15 protein-coding genes and 1 pseudogene are annotated in these 16,543 nt (G+C 45.6%); 2 read left to right on the top strand and 14 right to left on the bottom strand.

Annotated elements, in window-relative coordinates:
- Positions 1-4 precede the first annotated feature (4 nt).
- The 11 genes and pseudogenes from smc to JCM16418_RS03070 form a co-directional block, all read right to left on the bottom strand.
- Positions 5-3,574 carry a chromosome segregation protein SMC gene (smc, locus tag JCM16418_RS03120; RefSeq protein ID WP_036645954.1) on the bottom strand — a complete coding sequence of 1,190 codons (3,570 nt, stop codon included), beginning with the start codon at positions 3,572-3,574 and terminating at the stop codon, positions 5-7.
- A 177-nt stretch (positions 3,575-3,751) separates the two neighbouring features.
- On the bottom strand, positions 3,752-4,450 hold the full coding sequence (rnc, locus tag JCM16418_RS03115) for a ribonuclease III (RefSeq protein WP_036645953.1): 699 nt from the start codon (positions 4,448-4,450) through the stop codon (positions 3,752-3,754).
- 12 nt (positions 4,451-4,462) lie between these two features.
- A pseudogene (gene fabF, locus JCM16418_RS03110) lies at positions 4,463-5,700 on the bottom strand (beta-ketoacyl-ACP synthase II).
- Positions 5,701-5,821: 121 nt separating this feature from the next.
- Positions 5,822-6,055: an acyl carrier protein gene (acpP, locus tag JCM16418_RS03105; RefSeq protein ID WP_036645952.1), complete on the bottom strand. Its 234-nt coding sequence runs from the start codon at positions 6,053-6,055 to the stop codon at positions 5,822-5,824.
- A gap of 103 nt (positions 6,056-6,158) precedes the next feature.
- Entirely contained in the window at positions 6,159-6,908 is a 750-nt protein-coding gene (gene fabG / locus JCM16418_RS03100) for a 3-oxoacyl-[acyl-carrier-protein] reductase (RefSeq protein WP_036645951.1), read from the bottom strand.
- Between the two features lie 49 nt (positions 6,909-6,957).
- Positions 6,958-7,881 carry an ACP S-malonyltransferase gene (gene fabD / locus JCM16418_RS03095; RefSeq protein ID WP_036645950.1) on the bottom strand — a complete coding sequence of 308 codons (924 nt, stop codon included), beginning with the start codon at positions 7,879-7,881 and terminating at the stop codon, positions 6,958-6,960.
- 59 nt (positions 7,882-7,940) lie between these two features.
- On the bottom strand, positions 7,941-8,930 hold the full coding sequence (locus tag JCM16418_RS03090) for a beta-ketoacyl-ACP synthase III (RefSeq protein WP_148298727.1): 990 nt from the start codon (positions 8,928-8,930) through the stop codon (positions 7,941-7,943).
- Positions 8,931-8,938: 8 nt separating this feature from the next.
- Positions 8,939-9,937, bottom strand: coding sequence for a phosphate acyltransferase PlsX (gene plsX, locus JCM16418_RS03085; protein ID WP_036645946.1), 999 nt, complete (start codon positions 9,935-9,937; stop codon positions 8,939-8,941).
- Positions 9,921-10,553, bottom strand: coding sequence for a transcription factor FapR (gene fapR, locus JCM16418_RS03080; protein ID WP_373280684.1), 633 nt, complete (start codon positions 10,551-10,553; stop codon positions 9,921-9,923). Before fapR ends, plsX begins: the two co-directional genes overlap by 17 nt.
- 154 nt (positions 10,554-10,707) lie before the next feature.
- Positions 10,708-10,881 carry a 50S ribosomal protein L32 gene (gene rpmF / locus JCM16418_RS03075; protein WP_036645943.1) on the bottom strand — a complete coding sequence of 58 codons (174 nt, stop codon included), beginning with the start codon at positions 10,879-10,881 and terminating at the stop codon, positions 10,708-10,710.
- Between the two features lie 60 nt (positions 10,882-10,941).
- Positions 10,942-11,457 (bottom strand): YceD family protein, encoded by a 516-nt coding sequence (locus JCM16418_RS03070; protein ID WP_036645939.1) that lies wholly within the window; start codon positions 11,455-11,457, stop codon positions 10,942-10,944.
- A 180-nt stretch (positions 11,458-11,637) separates the two neighbouring features.
- On the opposite strand from JCM16418_RS03070, the gene JCM16418_RS03065 reads away from it, so the two are divergent.
- Positions 11,638-12,870, top strand: coding sequence for a nucleotidyltransferase (locus JCM16418_RS03065; protein ID WP_036645937.1), 1,233 nt, complete (start codon positions 11,638-11,640; stop codon positions 12,868-12,870).
- Here the strand turns inward: JCM16418_RS03065 and JCM16418_RS03060 are convergent.
- Positions 12,860-13,894, bottom strand: coding sequence for a SepM family pheromone-processing serine protease (locus JCM16418_RS03060; RefSeq protein WP_036645933.1), 1,035 nt, complete (start codon positions 13,892-13,894; stop codon positions 12,860-12,862). The genes JCM16418_RS03065 and JCM16418_RS03060 overlap by 11 nt on opposite strands.
- A 126-nt stretch (positions 13,895-14,020) precedes the next feature.
- Between JCM16418_RS03060 and JCM16418_RS03055 the strand changes: the two genes are divergently transcribed.
- Positions 14,021-15,271, top strand: a complete 1,251-nt coding sequence (locus tag JCM16418_RS03055) for a nucleoside recognition domain-containing protein (protein ID WP_052020015.1) — start codon at positions 14,021-14,023, stop codon at positions 15,269-15,271.
- Between the two features lie 11 nt (positions 15,272-15,282).
- On the opposite strand, the gene coaD is transcribed toward JCM16418_RS03055, so the two are convergent.
- Both coaD and rsmD read right to left on the bottom strand, forming a co-directional pair.
- On the bottom strand, positions 15,283-15,777 hold the full coding sequence (coaD, locus tag JCM16418_RS03050) for a pantetheine-phosphate adenylyltransferase (RefSeq protein ID WP_036645931.1): 495 nt from the start codon (positions 15,775-15,777) through the stop codon (positions 15,283-15,285).
- Positions 15,758-16,372, bottom strand: a complete 615-nt coding sequence (gene rsmD / locus JCM16418_RS03045; RefSeq protein ID WP_036646163.1) for a 16S rRNA (guanine(966)-N(2))-methyltransferase RsmD — start codon at positions 16,370-16,372, stop codon at positions 15,758-15,760. Before rsmD ends, coaD begins: the two co-directional genes overlap by 20 nt.
- Between the last annotated feature and the right edge of the window lie 171 nt (positions 16,373-16,543).

The following is a 16,543-nucleotide window of genomic DNA, read 5'->3' as shown; positions in this document are numbered from 1 at the left end:
ATCATTAGGCAATTTCAGCTTCATCGTCTTCCAGCCGTACTGAAACCAGCTTAGAAACCCCGCCTTCTTCCATTGTAACTCCGTACAACACATCCGCTTCCTCCATCGTTCCCTTACGGTGTGTCACGACGATAAACTGTGTTTGTTCAGAGAATTCACGTAAATATTGCGCAAATCGTACGACATTTGATTCATCTAAAGCTGCCTCTACTTCATCAAGCACACAGAACGGGACAGGTTTCACTTGTAAAATAGCAAACAAAAGTGCCATCGCTGTTAATGCACGTTCACCACCAGAGAGCAGTTGTAAGTTTTGCAGCTTCTTCCCTGGAGGCTGTGCTACAATATCAATTCCCGTTTCAAGCATATGTGTGGGATCTAGCAGAACTAAATCAGCACGACCACCACCAAATAGCTTAACGAATACCGTCTCAAACTCAGTCCGAATCGCATCAAACGTCTGCTTGAACCGCTTCGACATCTCCTCATCCATTTCCCGGATAACTTCATACAACGTCGTCTTCGCTTCAACCAGATCCTGTTTCTGCTCGCTTAAGAACTGATAACGCTCATTAACTCGCTGAAATTCCTCTATGGCTCCCAGATTCACTTCACCTAATGCGCCCATATTGCGTTTAAGCTCACGCACTTCATTCTGTACAGCAGGTACATCATCAGGTATAGGATAGCGTTGCTTGGCCAGTTCATAACTCAGTTCGTAATCCTCACTAAGCTTCTTCAGAATGTTATCCAGCTCAACATCGAGACGATTCACACCAATTTCAGTCTGACGAAGCTGCTCTTCGGCATTCCGCAGACGTAAACGTTGCTCCTTAATCTCATTCTCATCCAATTCGAGCTTCTTTGAAAGCTGGGCCCGAGAGGCTCTCTTGAACACAAGCTGCTCCGAAGTCGTATCTTTATTCAGCTTGTACTGATTTAAGTCTTCAATTTGCTGAATAGATTCTTTCAGGTTTGTCTTGAGATCCGCTTCGATCGATGCAAGCAATGTCTTTGTCTGACGCAGCTCTTTATCCTGAGAATTATAATCACTTTGCATACGCCGCAGCTGCTCTTCTAAGGAAGTGCAGCCCTGATCAAGTTTGCCCTCTTTAATCTTCAGCTGCGTTAGCTCAGTTTGAAGCTCTTCTTTGGCTGTCTCGCTCGCTTTACGTGCAAACTCTGCTGCTTGGATAGCTAAGTGTGTCGCTTTTTCCTCAGCTTCCAGCTCAGTGAGCTTCTTGGCAGCTGCCTCACGGCTAAGATTCAGTTCTTTGCCCTCTTCGGAGAAGCCACTTTTCTCCTGATCCGCCATTTCAACTTGTTCGAGTACATGTCTCAGCTCATGTTCAAGCTGCTTTAGATCACCCGATAATTGCTGCTCTTCCAAGCGTTTCTCATCACCTGAACGACGAAGCTCTTCCAGTTTAATCTGTACCTCTTCTAGCTGAGCCTTCGTATCTATAATACTTTGCTGTAGCTTCTTAAGCTGAGCAGCTGTATCTGTAATTTCCGTATCTAACTGTTCCAACTGACGTTTACGGCCTAGCAGACTGTTGTTTTTCTTATGCTGGCTACCACCCGTCATAGAGCCACCTGCATTAACCACATCACCTTCAAGTGTAACCACCCGATAACGATACTGACACCTAGCTGCAATTTTATTGGCTACTTCCAGATTCTCCGCAATAATGATATTACCCAGCAAACTGGCTACAACAGAAGAGTACTTCGCTTCATATTGAACGAGATCAAATCCGATACCTACAAATCCTTCGGAACCTTCAAACATCGATTGGTCACCTTGAGATACGTGGCGTGGCCGAATGACATCCAATGGCAGGAAAGTCGCCCTTCCAAGCTGCCGTTGCTTCAAAAAAGAGATCGCCTGACGTGAAACAGCCTCATTTTCCATGACAACATGCTGCAAAGAAGCGCCTAGAGCTGTTTCAACTGCTAGCTCAAGCTTCTCCGGCACACGGATCAAATCAGCAACAGCACCGTGCACACCACTTAACACCGATTTACGTGAGGCCTTAAGCACCTCTTTAACACCAAGCATAAACCCGTCGAAATCGTCTGCCATTTCTTTCATCGTATCACGGCGTGAGACTAAAGCTTCACGCTTTTGTTCCCACTTATGCAGCATGCCTTGGCTTTCATCAAGTAATCGCTGTAACGATTGGTAGCGTTCACTTTCCGTTATGTAGCCCCCACGTAGCTCTCTAATTTGCTGACCGAGCAAATCAACCGCTACATCCAGTTGCTTCTTACGTTCCAGAAGCTCGTCCTTTTGACCTTCCCACTTACCGGTTTCCTCATTCGCCCGGTTCATACGGCGTGCCAGAGCTTCTTCTTGTTGATCTGCATAACGGATTTCATTACGAGTCTGAGCCATTTGGTTCATGAGCTCGAGCAATGTGCCCTTCAGGCTCTCTTCCTGCTGCTGGCTGATACCGACCGTCACGGAAACAAGCTTCGCTTCTTCAGCCGAGACATGATTACGCAGTGCCTCGAGCTCTTCTTGATATGCCTTGAGCTTCTGATTTAAGAAATCAATCTCAGCTTTTCGATCCGTTGACCGTTCATCACCAGAAGTTAGCGTACCACTTAGCTGATCGCGATTCGCTTCTAGATTACGTTTGCGTTCCCGGAGTAACTCCCCGTAACCTTCACTCTTCTCATAAGATTCACTATAACGTAATAGCTCCGCTTGAAAGAACTCAATCTGCTCCTCCAGCTTACGGAGTGCGGTGCGATCATTCTCAAGCTTGGCATCATGCGCTGATACGACAGTGGATACCTGAAGTTGTTCTGCTTGCAATACAGCAAGCTTGGCACTTGCCTCGCTCCACGCCGCATGAATCTGCTCAATTTGATGTACATACATCGAAATTTCTTTATGTTTGAGCTGCTCACGCAGCTCCTTATAATAAATAGCCTTCTCCGACTGTTCCTTAAGTGGACCCACTTGGTCCTCGAGTTCAGTGACAAGGTCATTAATGCGCAGTAAATTCTGCTCTGTATCATCAAGTTTGCGTACAGCATCCTTTTTGCGGGATTTATATTTAACAATCCCTGACGCCTCTTCAAAAATACCGCGCCGATCTTCTGACCGCGTGCTTAGTATTTCTTCAATACGTCCTTGTCCGATAATGGAGTACGCTTCTTTACCAATGCCTGTATCCATAAACAGTTCCGTAATATCTTTCAGACGGCATGCCTGCTTGTTAATAAAATATTCACTATCTCCACTGCGATGCACACGACGTGTGACCGTCACTTCATTAAAATCAAGTGGAAGTGCATGGTCATCATTATCCAGCGTGAGCGATACTTCGCCAAAATTGACCGCTTTACGCGTATCGCTGCCAGCAAAAATAATATCTTCCATTTTGCCGCCACGTAGAGACTTTGCGCTTTGCTCCCCGAGGACCCAGCGGATACCATCGGAAATATTACTCTTGCCGCTGCCATTCGGGCCAACGACAGCTGTTATGCCGCGGACAAATTCCATCTCTGTCTTATCTGCAAACGATTTGAATCCCGCTAAGTCGATCCGTTTCAAAAACATATTTCCTAAATCACCTCTAAACCTAATAATACCACAACTTACAGCGCTTATAGAGCAGAAAAGAATATCGCCTACTTACATGAATAAAGAGCAAAAAGCAGTCTGAAGGCCTCATGAACCTTCATATATCCCGACTGCTCTTTGCTCTTTGTTTGTCATTGCTTTATACAGGAGCCGTCACATTTCAGCGAGCTTTAACTGTGTAAGTGCTTCGGCAGCAGCTTGCTGTTCAGCCTCTTTTTTGGAACGGCCAGATCCTTTTCCCACACACTCATTTCCCATATACACTTCCGAGACAAACTCACGTTCATGCGCTGGGCCACGTTCTTCAACAATACGGTACTCTAAAACACCCATATTGTAATGCTGTGTAAGTTCCTGAAGTTCTGTCTTATAATCGCTCATTTGCAGCCTTCCTTTGGCTTCCACCATCGGAAATACATATCTCTCCAGAAACAATCGAGCGGCTTCTAAGCCTTGGTCCAAATAAAGTGCTCCTACAAATGATTCAAACACATCAGCTAGAAGAGCAGGGCGGGTACGCCCGCCAGTTAACTCTTCCCCTTTGCCCAGCAACACATACTGTCCGAATTCGAGATGCTCTGCAAACTTGACCAACGACGGTTCACAAACAATCGCTGCGCGAAGTTTGGTCAACTCCCCTTCAGGGCGTCCCGGAAAAAGATTATACAAATATTCGGAAACCGTCAGTTCAAGCACCGCATCGCCTAAAAATTCTAGACGTTCGTTGTCCTGCTGCTGACTAAAACGGTGTTCATTGACGTAAGAAGCATGGGTAAAGGCTTGCTTCAAAATCAGCCGATTGTGAAATTGGATTTGAAGTTTCTGCTGTAACTGCTTCAGATCGCCACTCAACAAATCGTCCCCTTAATCTTGAAATTTTTTGAGAATAATTGTAGCATTATGGCCGCCAAATCCAAATGAATTCGACATCGTAATATCTACTTTCGCTTCTCGTGCCACATTTGGTACATAGTCCAAATCACATTCTGGATCAGGATTATCCAGATTAATCGTCGGTGCAAGTTTCTGATGCTCTAGCGATAAACCACAAATCACGGCTTCCACTCCCCCGCTGCGCCGAGCAAATGTCCCGTCATCGATTTAGTAGAACTAATCGCAACTTTATAGGCATGGTCACCCAAAGCCTTCTTGATTGCGATTGTTTCAGAACGATCGCCTACTGGCGTTGATGTACCGTGCGCATTAATATAATCGACATCCTCAGGCTGAATTCCAGCATCACGAAGAGCCATCTTCATACAGCGTGCAGGGCCATCCGGATCTGGTTCTGTCATATGATGTGCGTCTCCGCTCAAACCATAGCCAATCACTTCAGCTATAATATGTGCTCCACGCTTCTTGGCATGTTCTAGTGATTCCAGTACGATAACACCCGCACCTTCACCCATAACAAACCCATCACGATCCTTATCAAAAGGACGACTAGCCTTCTCCGGTTCATCGTTGCGAGTAGACATGGCACGCATTGCGCAGAACCCTGCCATTCCCGTAGGACGAATCGTAGCTTCTGCTCCACCGCAGATCATTACATCCGCATCACCACGTTGAATGAGCTTATATGAATCACCAATGGCATGCGAACCTGTCGCACAAGCCGTTACCGGCGTTGTATTCGGACCTTTAGCGCCTAACATAATTGACAGTTGACCCGAGGCCATGTTGGCAATCATCATTGGAATAAAGAACGGGCTTACACGTTTCGGACCTTTTTCAAGCAAAATATTATGCTGGTCTTCCCATGTGCCAAGTCCGCCAATTCCCGAACCTATAGATATCCCTACTCGTTCAGGATCTGCATCTTTTTGTATATCAAGACCACTGTTCTTCAGTGCAGCTTGTCCAGCAACGACTGCTAACTGTACGAAACGGTCCATCTTACGAGCTTCCTTACGGTCTAAATAATCTTCGGGAACGAAATCTTTCACCGAAGAAGCAATTTGGGTAGTATAGTCACTAACATCAAAGGATTCGATATGCGAAACGCCAGATTTACCTTCGATGAGGTTATTCCAGAACGTATCTAGATCTTTACCTAGCGATGTCACAACGCCCATCCCGGTTACAACTACTCTATGCATCAGATACACTCACCTCTATATAGACTGCATGTGACATATCAGAAATAGATACAAGCACATGTATTTACCATTTTAAATGAGGAGAAGTCCCGCCTACAGAGCAGTACGGGACTTAACAAATGACTTAGGTATGAGATTGTATGTAGTTTACAACTTCACCTACGGTCGTAATTTTCTCTGCATCTTCATCAGAGATTTCCAGATCAAATTCATCTTCCAATTCCATAACCAATTCTACAACATCGAGAGAATCAGCTCCTAGATCATCTTTAAAAGATGCTTCCAGTGTAACCTCGGCTTCGTCAGCGCCTAAGCGATCAATGACGATGCGTTTTACACGCTCCAATACATCGGACATCCGGTTCACCTCCTCTTTGAGTATTATACGAGAAAAGTTTTCAAATTGCCATAGAAGGCAAGAAAACGATCCTCTCCTTGGATCATTGCCCTGATTTCTTCAGTTACATATACATGCCGCCATCCACATGAAGCGTCTGTCCTGTCATGTAGGATGCCCCTTTTGAAGCCAGGAAAACCACTACGCTGGCAATTTCCTCCGGCTGTCCTAGCCGTGCAAGCGGAATATCACCAACCATCTTCTCCCGTATATCCTCTGGTAGGTCTCTTGTCATATCTGTATCGATAAAACCTGGAGCTACACAGTTGACGGTGATGCCGCGTGAGGAAAGCTCGCGGGCAGATGATTTAGTCAGGCCAATGACCCCCGCTTTAGCGGCGACATAATTGGCCTGTCCTGCATTACCAAGCACACCTACAACCGATGAGATATTAATAATGCGGCCATACCGCTGCTTCATCATCGGACGAGAAACGGACTTCAAACAATTAAATACACCTTTGAGGTTGGTTTCAATCACCTGATCAAATTCATCCTCTTTCATACGCATGAGAAGATTATCTCTAGTAATACCAGCATTGTTTACGAGAATATCGATCTTGCCCCAGACTTGAACTACTTCTTTAATAAGCTGTTCAGCCTGTTCGCTTTTCCCTACATTCCCTTGAACCGTAATGGCCTCAACACCCGTAGCACGGATTTCATCAGCAACAGCGATTGCAGCTGCTTCGCTCCCCGAATAGTTCACTGCCACATTCGCACCCGCTTCTGCTAACGCTAGCGCAATACTGCGTCCAATGCCGCGTGAAGCTCCTGTAACTAGTGCAATTTGTCCTTCTAATGGCCTCAACATACTCATTCCTCCTTTCTCCGAATATACCTATATTCATGCGAAAGCGGTATTACAAGTTAAGGTTCAGCTGTTCCAGATTGCCCACATTAATGAGTTTAACAGTCTTGTCCATCTTTTTAACAAGTCCAGTAAGTACACTACCTGGTCCGATTTCAACAAACGTATCCACGCCTTCAGCAAGCAGGAAAGCTACCGTATCTTCCCAGAGAACTGGAGAATATACCTGCTCTACAAGCAAATCACGAAATGCAGATGTCTCAGATACTGGACGTGCCGTTACATTTGCCACCACCTGACACTCAGGTTCATTAAAAGTAACGGATTGCATTTTCTCAGCTAAACGCTCAGCAGCTTCTTTCATTAGTGAAGAGTGAAATGGACCACTGACTTCCAGTGCGATTGCACGTTTCCCGCCCGCTTCCTTCACGCGTTCCGATACTGCTGCCACACCTTCACGTGTCCCAGAAACAACAATTTGTCCTGGACAGTTAATATTCGCCAGTTCAACGAGAGAACCTTCTTCTGTAATCGTGCGACAAAGCGCTGCTAGTGACTCACGCTCTGCACCAAGGACAGCTGCCATCGCACCTAGTCCGCCTGGCACCGCCTGCTCCATAAAGTCACCACGTGCCCGTACAATAGCCACCGCGTCTTCAAAGCTGAGAACTCCAGCAGCAACCAACGCACTGTATTCACCTAAACTGTGACCCGTGACATAATCGGGCTTAATCCCTTGATCGGCTAGCGCTCTCAGTACAGCAATACTTGTTGTAAGAAGCGCAGGCTGCGTATTATTCGTTTTCTTAAGCTCACTCTCTGGTCCCTCAAAAATAATAGAAGTCAACGGCAAATCTAAAACTTGATCCGCCGTATCAAAAATATGTCGTGCTACGGGTACTTCATCATACAGATCTTTACCCATTCCTACGGACTGAGCTCCCTGTCCTGGAAATATAAAGGCTACTTTCCCCATCTTCCGGTAAATCCCCTCTCCAAACCTTCCAGTTTAAATCTATTATATTATAAGATATATTACCAAATAATAACCGATGCTCCCCAAGTTAAGCCGCCACCGAAGCCAACCATAAGTACACAGTCTCCTTCTTTCATGCGGCCTTCCTCCGCTGCTTCTACCAATGCTAATGGTATAGAAGCTGCCGATGTGTTTGCGTATTTATCTACATTTACAACACATTTGTCTTCCGACAAATCCAGACGCTGCATAGCAGATTGAATGATACGAATGTTTGCTTGATGAGGCACGAACAGATCGATATCTTCTTTTGTCTTGCCCGCCTTATTCAGCACAGTTTCAGTTGCCGAACCCATAACGCGGACTGCAAATTTGAATACTTCACGTCCGTTCATATAGATATAATGCTTGTTATTATCCACAGTATCTTGAGAAGCAGGAAGACGTGAACCACCAGCTTCCAGCTTGAGCAAGTTACCACCCGCGCCTTCAGCACCCAAATCAAAGGATTGGAATCCGCGTCCTTCAGGAACTTCACCCAAGATCACAGCGCCAGCGCCATCTCCGAACAATACGCAAGTGTTGCGATCTGTATAATCTGTAATTCTCGACAACGTATCTGCACCAATAACTAGAGCATTGTCATACATCCCTGTTTTGATAAAGTTAGTTGCCGTTGCAAGACCATATACAAATCCCGAGCAAGCAGCAGACAAGTCGAATGCAGCAGCTTTCTTCGCGCCCAATTTGTCTTGTAGAATACATGCTGTCGAAGGAAATAACGTGTCAGGAGTTACAGTAGCAATAATAATTAGGTCAAGTTGATCTGCTGTCATACCTGCAGATGCCAAAGCATTGACTGCGGCTTCATAACACAGATCCGAAGTAGCTTGATCTGGTGCAGCTATATGCCGCTCACGGATACCTGTGCGTGAAACGATCCATTCATCGTTCGTCTCCACCATTTTTTCCAAATCACTATTGGTCAAAATCTTCTCAGGAACATATTTACCTGTTCCAATGATACCTACCGGACGTAATTTATCCATTTTGTCACTCACTTCCCGCTAATTTCCTTTGATATATTCTCAACTAAATGGCTTTGTAGTGCAATTCTGGTTTGACGTACAGCATTTTTGACCGCATTCGCGTCAGATGAGCCATGCCCCTTGATTACAAGGCTACTTAGACCAAGCAATGGTGCACCGCCATGCTCTGAATAATCCATTTTTTCTTTAATGCCTTTAAGCTGAGGTAACAGAAGCGCAGCACCAATTTTACTTTTGAGTGATTGACTAAACTGTTCCTTTAATATTTTAAACATAGCACCCGCTGTACCTTCAATCGATTTCAGCAAAATATTGCCTGCAAAACCGTCGCAAACCAGTACATCACAGGTACCATCCATAATATCACGCGCTTCGACATTACCAACGAAATGAATGGGTAATTGTTCGATCAACGGAAACGTGAGCTTCGTTAGTTCATTTCCTTTACCTGGCTCGGTGCCAACATTTAGGAGTCCCACACGCGGTTTAGAAATGCCCATAACCTTCTCACGATACAAGCTACCCATTAGTGCATATTGTGCCAAATGTTCTGGCTTCGCGTCCATATTAGCTCCCAGATCAAGAGCGAGAACACCGACACCATCCAGCGTTGGAATCATCGGGGCAAGTGCAGGACGCTCAATACCCTCCATACGTCCAACAACAAGCAATCCTGTTGTCATGAGTGCACCCGTATTTCCGGAGGAGATCATGGCATCCGCCTGTTTCTCTTTTAGCATACGTCCCGCTACGACCATGGAAGCATCCTTTTTACGCCGTACTGCCTTTACAGGCTCGTCGTCCCCATCAATGACTTCACTAGCATGATGCACCGTTAGATTATCGGGTACCGCAGTACCTTTTGCCTTAAGTAGTGGTTCAATCTTAGCTTGATCTCCAACAAGTACAATCTGCGTGTCCTTCCACTCCATGGCAGCAGACCAAGCTCCATCCACGTTGCACTCAGGTGCATGATCTCCGCCCATAGCATCAATGACGATCCGCATCCTGCACTCCCCCTTCGCTGTTATCTTCCAATGTGGACCTGTATATCACAAAGTTACCTTGGAACACCATTTCATCACCAACGTAGGTGAACACTTCAACTTTAGCTTTGCCCTTTTGACCGGCCATAGATCTCACGTAGGCCTTGGCGATACATTTCTCATTCAAATGAACTTGTCGCAAGAAACGAATATCCGCTGAGGCAGTAAGCGCAATCTCGTCATTAATAACGGCTACGGCGAGCGAATTGGCTTGTGCAAACACATAATGCCCACGAGCAATACTATTCCGGGTAAAGACATGCTCCTCACGGATTTCAAATATAGAGATACCGCTTTTATCAAGCTGTAAATCTACAATTTCACCGACCACCTCGTCCAGCGATAACGAACGAACCTGATCGTAGGAGTGCTCGGCCATCTGTTTCATCCGCTCACGCAGTTCCGGTATGCCGAGTTCCATCCGATCCAGTCGGATCGTCTGAATACTAACCTTCAGCTCACGCGTGAGCTCACGATCGGTGACAAAAGGATTCTGTCCGATAATTTTCAGAAGCAGCTGATGACGCTCTTTTTTGGATATCCGATCGATGAGAGGCACCCCTTCCCGAGTATTCATTTATTCCCGTTAAATTATATATAAAGTTTAGAATAATCATACGTTTCTCTTAGAACCTGGTACTAAGGTAGTATAAAGCATGATCAACTAAAAAGAAAGAGCAGACAAAAAAATAGCACCTCACCATAGATGAAGTGCTACTTAATTCTCGCATTTATTGCGAAATAATTTCTCTTGATTTATACGTTCCACACACTTTACATACGTGGTGAGCAAGCTTCAATTCTCCGCATTGTTCACATTTCACCATACCTGGCACAGCCAGTTTAAAGTGAGTACGACGTTTGTCACGACGTGTCTTGGACGTTCTCCGTTGAGGTACTGCCATGTTCCCACCTCCTTATTTCAATCAACCCGTCACTTTAACACAAGCTGAATGGTTCACTGCTCATTTGAAAAAGTTTTGTAGTGCTTCAAGCCGTGGATCGACACGTTGCTTGTCGCAGTTGCATGTTCCCTCATTCAAGTCAACACCACAATTGGGACAAAGTCCTTTGCAGGTAGACTTGCATAAAACAGTTTGCGGTAGGTGCAGTAGAAAAGATTCTTCCACAAGAGGTACAAGATCCACAATCTCATTATCCACATAAATGGTGTCGTCTTCTTCCCGAAACTCTTCAGGCTGCTTCCCTTGCTTAAGCTGTTCATGAAATGGTATGTGAAGATGTTCGTGGACTACAGTGAGGCAACGCGCACACACCATATCCAGCTGTACAGACAGCTTACCTTGAACATCCACCGTATCCGGAATAAGCGGTCCGAGATAAGTCGCTTTCAGGTCCGCTTGAAGCGGCTGAAGGTTACTTACATCATCTCTGCCCTCTACGGCACGGCTTACATCCACCTCTTGATGGAACTGTAACGGCTCGGTACTAGATGCCATTTTTCTAAATTGAAGTTGCATAATTATCACTCCAAACAAACAAAAATTATTATACCGATTTTTAGAGAGCTTTGTCAACAGTAGTCGCATATTTTCACTCTATATTGTTTCAGAAATAGTTTAGATTTATGATATATTTTTAAGAAACGTTTATTAAATAGAGATTACGCTATACACATTGACATTTGGAGTTGAGCATCCATGGCAACCGTCGGTTTGATCGTTGAATATAATCCTCTTCATAACGGTCATGTACACCATTATACCAGATCTAAAGAGATTACGGGTGCAGAGAGTTCCGTTGCTGTGCTTAGTGGCCCTTTTCTACAAAGGGGTGAGCCCGGAATCGTCAGCAAATTCGCACGGACCGAGATGGCACTCGCTATGGGTGCCGATTTAATTATAGAACTACCTGTAGCTTACGCGCCACAACCAGCAGAATGGTTCGCCTATGGAGCCGTATCGCTGCTATCGGCTACCGGTATCGTTGATAGCTTGTGCTTCGGAACCGAAAGCGGTTCGCTCGATCTACTATTACCCCTCTCCAAAATGCTAGCACAAGAAAGTGGGGAGATGAAGGATGCCATCGCAAGCTTCTTAAGCGAAGGAATGAGTTACCCTGCGGCCTATAGCGCTGCAGCAGCAGCTATGGCAGTGAATCTCGGTGAGGAGGATGATCTGCGTAAGCTGCTACAGCAGCCCAATCATACACTGGGACTCCATTACTTGATAGCCTTACAGCGCATTGGCAGTCCTATTCATCCTTTTACCATCCCCCGCTTGCATGCGGGATATCACGACGATGCTCCGGCACATGCAACGATTACAAGTGCAACGGCTGTGCGGCGGATGCTGCTAGAGCAAGATTTACAAGCGGCTGCACCTTATCTACCTTCTTTCACACTTGATATTCTACGTCGTGAATTTGAGGCAGGTCGCGGGCCTATGACATGGGAATCCTTCAGACAGCCTCTGATGCAGCTGCTGCTGACTGAGCGTCCACAGGCCTTATCAGAACTCCATGAGGTCACTGAAGGCCTTGAGTACCGTCTACAGCGCCTGCTACCGACGTTGTCAGATCCAAGTGTTGGAGCATTATTGCAAGCTCTCAAAACCAAACGTTACACGCATACTAAGCTGCAACGTATGCTCGTTCACATTCTTCTCCAGCATACCCAGACGGAAATGACCCAAGCTTCACTTACTAGAGGACCCGGCTATATCCGAGTTCTTGGATTCAGCGGACGTGGACAAGAGCTGCTCAAAACAATGAAAAAAACGGCTTCACTACCCATTGTAGTGAAGCCGCCATCGATGCGAGATGATCAGCTTGAGCTTGATTTACGAGCATCTGCAGCCTATGCCAACGCCTATAAACATCCATTGACGAAGGAAATATTCAGGGACTATTTCATGCCCCCGATTATGACTTAGCTTGAAGCCCATTCATATATTGTATGGCATCTTCAAGTTTGTTAACCGAAACGAGCTTCATAGGGGACTTGATCTTGTCCGCTTTGGCTTTAGCTTCTTTATAGTTATCTTTAGGAACGAAGAAGATTTCAGCATTCTCACGTGTGGCGGCAACAATTTTGTGCTGCACCCCGCCGATCGGTCCAACCGTTCCGTCTTCAACAATCGTTCCCGTTCCCGCTACTCTGTACCCTTTTGTTAAATCACCAATAGTCAACTGATTATAAATTTCCATTGTGAACATCAGACCCGCAGAAGGGCCGCCGACACGCGTATTCTCGAAATGCACCTGCTTGCCAGGGTCTTTCGTTGTCACCTTCTGCATGGTTGCTATCATGACGCCTAGGCCCGGCCGAGTCTGTGATGTCTTCGTATCTTTTATTGATACAAGCTTCACCTTCTCGGTTAGTGGCTCTCCGCCGCGCTCCAACTTAACCGTTATTTCCTCTCCCACTTGCTTTCCGGTCAGAAGAGTTCCAAGAGCTGCATTGTCAGTCACAGGCTTATCATTGATCGCTATCAATTTATCCCCTGGTTGAAAACGAGTTGTGTCTCCATCCGCAGTAGAAATAACAAATAAATATTCAGGTAGAATCTCATAAGGCACTTTTGCCTCATGATAAGCAGCCTCCATCGCAGACGATTGAGAATCGCTCATGTAAAATACTTGCTCAGCAGCATATTCGTCCTCACTTTTATCGCCAAGGCGCGCCTGCTTCTTATCCACTTGAGCATTTGAATTAAATGCAGCCATCGTTAACATGGCCAAGTTAGCGTAGCTTGCGGATACAGTTGTCATCATAAACGTACCTTTTTCTGCTGTATCCCCTTTTTCAATCGAAATCATAGGCTTAACTTCCTCAGCTGTTCCGGGCTGATAGATAATGTAGGGCGTCGGCATGTATACCGCAACATATACCAGAATGACAATCATAAAAATGTAGAGCGTAAGACGTAATCCTTCGCGTTTGTTCGATTGCTTCATGTCTTCCCCTTCTTTCTTCTTGCATCCAGTTGCATTGAACTTCTTTCATCCAGCTGACAAGGTATTATGGTTATTTTCCCCGCATAGATTGGTACTAGCTATGTTTACTCATAAGAGGTGAAAATAATGAAAAAAAACGATCTCAACACAACGACTTCTCTAAAAAGCACTTTGTTCATGGGAGCTTGCGCTCTTCTCCTAGTCGTTGCCATCGTCAGCGCACCTGCTCCTGCCTTTCAGGCTTCCTTGCAAGGACTCACCTTATGGTGGCAAATTGTATTCCCCGCGCTACTTCCATTCCTAGTGCTATCCGAAATATTAATGGCTTATGGATTTGTGCATGCCATCGGCGCCCTACTAAATCCACTAATGCGTAAAGTATTTGGATTACCTGGGACAGGGGGCTGGGTACTCATCATGGGCATGACCACAGGATATCCCAGCGGCGCACGGGCTACCCAGCAGTTATACCGACAGGGGGATATCAGCGGCAATGATGCAGCCAAGCTTGCTATGCTATCTCATTTCTGTAACCCGCTCATGATACTGTTAGTCATTGCCACCGGACTCATGCATCAACCTTCAGCGGGATATGCCCTTATCGTGATCCACTGGTTAAGTGGATTGTTGGCTTTCCTTACTGTATATCCCCCACTGAAGCAGCAGAGACGAAAAAGCACCGCTATGAATAGCGGTCCTTTACCTACAGATTCGATATCGTCCACAGTCCTGCCTCAGGCCAATGAATACCACATGCGGCATATGTTCCACGCAGCCGAGAATGCACGAGCAAGTGATGGGCGTAGTTTCGGAAGAATGCTAGGAGAATCAGTAACGAACGCGGTGCAAACACTGATGATGATTGGAGGATATATTATAATATTCTCTGTCATCACTCAGATCTTTAGCCGTGTCCTTCCCTCTCAGCTTCCATTAGCAACATATTGGCAGCATGGTCTGTTTGAAATCCATCTTGGGGCAAAAGCTGTCAGCATTGCTGGAATACCTTCAGCAGTATTACAGTGGTCTATTCTATCCGCTCTGCTCGGCTTCAGTGGAATTAGTGCATTGTTGCAGACGAAGTCCATGCTCGCAAACACAGGAGCATCCTGGTTCACATTTATATTCCTAAAGCTACTACACGCAGGCTATGCATTCCTTATGACCTGGCTCACATGGCCACTATTAAAAAGGTTTTTTGAGGCTTCGAATCCCGCATTTCTGCCAGAGCCTGCATTGCGATCCAAAGAATTGTTTATTTCCCCGAACCTATGGTCAACGTTTCCGAACATCCTTGGCTGGCAAGGAATTATTCTATGCGGACTCATCATCCTATCGTTAGCAGTTAAGCTAATAGCAACCAAACGAATTCACTAAGCTAACCAAACCTAGTATTTCGACCTCAATGCATGCTCCACCTCGGGAGAAACGAGATCAGTGACATCTCCATGATAAGCCGCAATTTCCTTAACAATACTAGAACTTAAATACGAATATTTAGGATTCGTCATCATAAACACTGTCTCGGCATCAGGGTTGAGTTTATGATTGGTCGAAGCCATCTGAAGCTCATATTCAAAATCCGTAACCGAACGAATGCCACGAACGATGGCCTGGGCATTTTTTTGCCGAACATAATTAGCAGTTAGATCCTGAAAGCTATCCACTTCAATATTAGGAATGTGAATTGTCGCCTGACGAATCAGCTCTTTACGCTCTTCCACACTAAAAAGCGGGTTCTTACTTGAATTGTTCAGCACAGCGACGATCAATACGTCAAACTGTCTGGCTGCACGTTCAATAATATCCAAGTGACCCATCGTCAATGGATCGAAGCTCCCAGGATATACGGCTGTGCGCTGTCTATAATTCGATATGTCCATGTTGATCCTCCTTGCCGATCTCTTCGGCAGATTGTTCAGCATCTTGTCTAAATTTATAAATGGAAATAGCCACTTCACCATATTCCGCATGGCGTACGCACTCAAAAGATCCGAAGGTCTCAGGATAGGTATATCCTGAATCATGCTCGATGACTAGCGTTGCATCTGGGGCAAGCATCTGCTTGTCCTGCATGAGTTGCATAAACTCGTCGGCGTTCTTCATCCGGTAAGGCGGGTCCAGAAAAACGGCATCCAGAAGGAGGCCACGTTTGGACAAGGCCTTCAATGCGCGCATCGCATCATTTCGGTATACTTCAGCTTGCGATTCAAACCCAGTAGCTTTTAAATTCGAACGGATCGTTTCAATGCTCTTGGGGTCCATATCAACCATAATCGCCTTATCCATACCTCTGCTGAGCGCTTCAATAGCAAGTCCCCCAGTTCCTGCAAATAAATCAAGCACGGTGCCACCTTCGAAAAATTGGCCAATCATGCTAAATAATGCTTCTTTTACTTTATCGGTTGTCGGGCGTGTTCCCATGCCGGGAACTGCTTTAAGTGACCTGCCCTTCGCGCTGCCTGATACGACTCTCACTTCACTCTTCACCCATTCTATATGTAAGATCCAAAAGTACAATAAACGTAACACAGAGCTATCGTACCATAATTTATTCTGTATTGAAAAATGGATTATTTGAAGAATATAACTTGTTTTTAACAAGTGGATGTATAAATAGCCCATAGCAGGGAAAGATGTATATATCGA

Source organism: Paenibacillus pini JCM 16418, from assembly GCF_000576305.1.
Taxonomy (GTDB): Bacteria; Bacillota; Bacilli; order Paenibacillales; family Paenibacillaceae; genus Paenibacillus_AQ; species Paenibacillus_AQ pini.
Note: the sequence above shows the minus strand (reverse complement) of the source record. Positions and strands in the feature narration are given on the sequence as shown.